Raw genomic sequence first — 4,558 nt, forward strand, 5'->3', positions numbered from 1 at the left:
AGGGCGGGGGAGGCGGCCTGCGCCCGGGGGAAGGCGGCGGAGGCGGCGGGCGGGTCGAACGCGTCCTCGTGGCCGACGAGCCGCAGCAGCAGCTGCGCCGCGGTGGGCCGCCGCGCGGGGTCCTTGTCCAGCGACGCCGCCACCAGCTCGCGCAGCTCACCGTCCAGCTCCCCCAGGTCGGGCTCGTTGTGCAGCACCCGGTACATGACCGCCGGGATCGAGTCGGCGCCGAACGGGGGCCGCCCCGTCGCCGCGAACGTGATCGTCGAACCCCAGGAGAACACGTCGCCGGGGGCGCCCGCCTGCTCCCCGGACACCTGCTCGGGCGCCATGTACGCGGGAGTGCCGACGGCGTGGCTGCTGACCGCGCTGGCCGCGTCCAGCACCCGCGACAGCCCGAAGTCGATCACGCGGGGGCCGTCCGGCCCGAGCAGCACGTTGTGCGGCTTGAGGTCGCGGTGCACGACCCCGGCGCGGTGGATGGCGGTCAGCGCGCTGGCGGTGCTGACGGCGAGCCGGTCCAGCGCGCCGCCGGCCATCGGCCCGTCCCGCGCGACATGGCGGTTCAGCGCCTCGCCGGGGACGTACTCGCTGACCAGGTACGGGCTGTCCCCGGCGACCTCGGCGTCCAGGAACTGGGCGGTGCAGAACCGCGCGACCTGCTTGGCGACCTCGGCCTCGCGGACGAACCGGGCCCGCGCGGTGTCGTCGTCGTCGAACTGGACCCGCAGGAGCTTGACCGCGACGTGCTCGCCGTCCGGACCGGCCCCGAGGTACACGGTGCCCTGGGCGCCGGAGCCGAGCCGCCCGAGCAGCTCGTAGCGGCCGAGGCGCGCCGGGTCCTGGGACCGCAGCGGCTGGGTCTCCGGCAACGGGATACCCCTTCCGGTCGTCGTCGGCGCGGCCGTCGTCGCGCACGGGCCTTCCTAGCACAGGCCCCGATCAGCGGGGGAGATCACAGCAGGCCCGCCAGCTTGTACAGCACCAGCGAGCCGGCGACGGCCACGTTCAGGCTGCTGCCGCCTCCCACCATAGGGATCTCCACGGCCAGGTCGAGCAGGTCGAGCGCTTCGCCGGGAATGCCGGACCGCTCATGGCCGAGCACCGCCACCGTCCGGACGCGCGCCGCCCGCAGGTCCGCGAGCCGCACCGCCTCGTCGGCCAGCTCCACCCCGACGACCTGCGAACCGGCGTCCCGCTGGCGCTCCAGCCAGCCGAGCGGGTCGTTCACCCAGTGGACGCAGGCGGGCCGGCGGAGCGTGTTGCCGCGCGCGAGGGCATCGGGCACCCACGAGAACCGGGGGACCGCCAGGCACGCGCCGACCGCGTCGCAGGTGCGCAGCAGGGTCCCGAGGTTGGCGCCGTGCAGCGGCCACAGCGGCGCGGCGACGAGATGGTCCCAGCAGGAGTGGGAGTGGCGGCGGCGCTGGCGGCGCAGCTCGCGCGGGGGACGGACCCGGATCGCCGGACCCGGCGCGCCGCCGCTCACCGGTCCCGGGCGCTACCGCCCTCCGTGAAGGAAGCAACCATGAGGAAACGCACTTCGCGGCGTGCGCGGGCCATCACCGGAAACGGGACTCAAGGGGAGATTCTACCCCCGGCCGGGGTCCCGGCGCCGGAGGTAGCGTTCGAACTCGCGGGCGATGGCGTCGCCGCTCGCCTCGGGCAGCTCGGTGGCGTCCTTCTGCTCCTCCAGCGTGCGGACGTACTCGGCGACCTCGGAGTCCTCCTCGGCGAGCTCGTTGACGCCGTGCTCCCAGGCGCGCGCCTCATCGGGCAGCTCGCCGAGCGGGACGGTCACGTCCAGGAGGTCCTCGACGCGGCGCAGCAGCGCCAGCGTCGCCTTGGGCGACGGCGGCTGGGCGACGTAGTGGGGGACGGCGGCCCAGAGCGACACCGTGTCGAGGTCGGCCTTCGCGCACGCGTCCTGCAGCACGCCGAGGATGCCCGTCGGCCCCTCGTAGCGGGCCGGTTCCAGGTGCAGGGTGCCGACGAGCCCCGCCTCGGACGCGGCGCCGGTCACCGGAACCGGCCGGGTGTGCGGGGAGTCGGCCAGCAGCGCGCCGAGCAGGACGACGTTGCGGATCTCCAGCTCCAGCATCAGCCCGACCAGCTCCCGGCAGAACGACCGCCACCGCATGTTCGGCTCGATCCCGTGCAGCAGGACGACGTCCTTGCCGTTGGGCAGCCGCGCCCACGACACGCGGGTGGTCGGCCAGGTGATGCCGCGGGTCTCGCCGTCGGTCATCTCCACGACCGGGCGGGTGACCTGGAAGTCGTAGTAGTCGTCGGGGTCGAGTTCGGCGATCGGCGCCGCCTGCCACGTGGACGCGAGGTGAGCGATCACCCCGCTGGCGGCCTCTCCGGCGTCGTTCCACCCCTCAAAGGCGGCCACGAGCACCGGGTCGACGAGTTCGGGCACGTCTTCGAGCTCGACCAACGCGCTGCCTCCTTCCGACGCACAGGTACAGCGCCACCGACGGGGGCGATCATTCCCGGTGCCGGGGACCCCGGGCATGATCGGTGGCTGTCAGCCTACGTCCTGCCGGTGACCTACCCCCACCTTCGCGGCGGCAGACCCCCGCCCTGTACGCCCGCGGCGGAATACCGAACGAAATTCGCCCTCTGAACGGCCGGACGGCGCGGGCTGGAGGACGGGTGGGGGCTGGAGGACGATGAGGGCTGGAGGACGGTGGTCACTTCCCGTCGGTGGTGTGGACGATCAGCACGTCGCAGGAGGCGCGGTGCGACAGGTTCGCCGGGACCGAGCCGAGGATCCGCCCGGCGAGGCTGTTCAGCCCGCGGTTGCCGACCACGACGAGGTCCGCGGGCCGCTCCTTGGCCAGCTTGGAGATGACGTCCACGGCGTCGCCCTCGACGGCGGCCTCGTCGATGTCGGTGGCGCCGGCCGCGACCGCCCGCTCCCGCGCGGCCCGCAGCGCGTCGTCGGCCGGCGTGGACCCCTGTACCTTGTAGGCCAGGTCCCCGAGCCGGTCGGCGGCGCTGGCGCGCTCCCGCTCCGGCATCGGGCTGTAGGCGGAGGCGAGCAGCAGGGTGGCGCCGGTGGCGGCCGCCAGCTGCGCGGCCCGGTCGACCGCGCGGAACGAGGAGTCCGAGCCGTCGGTGCCGACGAGGATGGTGCGGTACGCGCTCATGCCGTTCCTTACCGGGTAGTAGTTTACTGGTGGCACGTTATCGGTCCGGTGACCCATCCGTCACCGTCTCTTTGCACACCTCGTCCAAGAAAGGCGCCCCGCCCCGCGGGCGCCGCCGGGTGCCCCGCACGCCGGGCCGGACGAGGACCCACTACGCCGGGTATGCCGGCAACGGAAGGAGCGCTGTGCCCCGTGGCGGCCCGCAGGCCGTGCTGTTCGACATGGACGGCCTGCTCATCGATTCCGAGCGCGTATGGCTGGAGGTCGAGTCCGAGGTCATGGCGTGGCTGGGCGGCCGCTGGAGCACCGCCCACCAGGAACACCTCGTCGGCGGCTCCCTCGACGTCGCCGTCCGCTACATGCTGGAGCTGACCGGCGCGGACGCCTCCCCGGAGGAGGTCGGGCGGCGGATGCTGGACGGCATGGCCGAGCGCCTCGGCGCCTGCGTCCCGATGATGCCCGGGGCCAAGGACCTGCTCAGCGAGATCCGCGCGGCCGGGGTCACCGCGGCGCTGGTGTCCTCCAGCCACCGCCGCCTCATCGAGCCGGTGCTGGACGCGATCGGCCGCGAGCACTTCGCGCTCAGCGTCGCCGGCGACGAGGTCGCGCGCACCAAGCCCGACCCCGAGCCCTACCTCACCGCGGCCGCCCGGCTGGGCGCCGACCCCGCCCGCTGCGTCGTGCTGGAGGACTCCCCGAACGGCGTCGCCGCGGGTGAGGCGGCCGGCTGCGTCACCGTCGCGGTTCCCGGCGTGCTGCCGATCCCGCCCGCGCCGGGCCGTTTCGTGGTCGCGTCGCTGCGCGAGGTGAGCCTCGCGACGCTGCGGTCCCTGCCCCCGTTCGCGGGGGCGTGAGGGGCGGGTTCGCGCTCCCGTGACGTGAGCGGCCCCTGATACCCGCGGCGTGCCTCTCAGGGGGCGGGTCACGCGGGAGGAGGAGGCCTGCCCCGCCGCAAACCGTCCGCCGGGAGGATCGGAATCGGGTCCCGGCGTGTGACGATGGGAGTGAACGCCCTTCGTCGGGCCTGCCGCCCAGGTCGTCGCCTGGTGCAGGCCGCCGAGGACGGAGGACGTTCAGTGAGGCATCACCGTACGGATTGAGGGGCCGGCATGAGCGACGAAGTGATTTTCGCGATCAGCCTCGGAGTGACCCTGGTCGGGTTGGTCATCAGCTGGGGGGTCTACCGTCGCCGCGGCGCGGGGACCGGGCTGCGCGGGGCCGCCCTGTCCCTGGTGCCGCTCGCGGCGGCGATGACGGGGGTGACGGACTTCTTCGTCGACCTGGCGTTCAGCCCGGTGAAGTGGGCGGGCGTCGCGGTGGCGGGGCTGGCCGTGCTGCTCTACATGACCTCCGGGGCCATGATCAGCCGCCGCGCGGGCTCCGGCGGCGGGGGCGAGGACAGG

The 4,558-nt window shown here is 74.2% G+C and carries 6 protein-coding genes; 2 read left to right on the top strand and 4 right to left on the bottom strand.

The features are described from left to right. The 4 genes from E1285_RS43310 to E1285_RS43325 all read right to left on the bottom strand — a co-directional run. The coding region (locus E1285_RS43310; protein ID WP_132160727.1) for a serine/threonine-protein kinase at positions 1 to 872 on the bottom strand (872 nt) is incomplete at its 3' end. Between the two features lie 83 nt (positions 873 to 955). Then, the gene (locus tag E1285_RS43315; RefSeq protein ID WP_132160728.1) at positions 956 to 1,489 is read right to left on the bottom strand and encodes a TrmH family RNA methyltransferase; all 534 of its coding nucleotides are present in this window, start codon (positions 1,487 to 1,489) and stop codon (positions 956 to 958) included. 102 nt (positions 1,490 to 1,591) lie between these two features. Beyond that, positions 1,592 to 2,440 carry a PAC2 family protein gene (locus E1285_RS43320; protein WP_132160729.1) on the bottom strand — a complete coding sequence of 283 codons (849 nt, stop codon included), beginning with the start codon at positions 2,438 to 2,440 and terminating at the stop codon, positions 1,592 to 1,594. 256 nt (positions 2,441 to 2,696) lie between these two features. Next, complete coding sequence (locus E1285_RS43325; RefSeq protein ID WP_132160730.1) at positions 2,697 to 3,155, bottom strand: universal stress protein; 459 nt, start codon at positions 3,153 to 3,155, stop codon at positions 2,697 to 2,699. Positions 3,156 to 3,340: 185 nt separating this feature from the next. Between E1285_RS43325 and E1285_RS43330 the strand changes: the two genes are divergently transcribed. After that, the gene (locus E1285_RS43330; protein WP_132160731.1) at positions 3,341 to 4,009 is read left to right on the top strand and encodes an HAD family phosphatase; all 669 of its coding nucleotides are present in this window, start codon (positions 3,341 to 3,343) and stop codon (positions 4,007 to 4,009) included. Positions 4,010 to 4,264: 255 nt separating this feature from the next. Then, on the top strand, positions 4,265 to 4,558 hold a 294-nt coding region (locus E1285_RS43335), incomplete at its 3' end, for a hypothetical protein (protein ID WP_132160732.1).

Source organism: Actinomadura sp. 7K507 (genome assembly GCF_004348425.1).
Classification (GTDB): Bacteria; Actinomycetota; Actinomycetes; order Streptosporangiales; family Streptosporangiaceae; genus Spirillospora.

Coding starts and splice junctions, on each gene's coding strand:
- E1285_RS43325 (WP_132160730.1), bottom strand. CDS start 3,155: ATGAGCGCGTACCGCACCATCCTCGTCGGCACCGACGGCTCGGACTCC.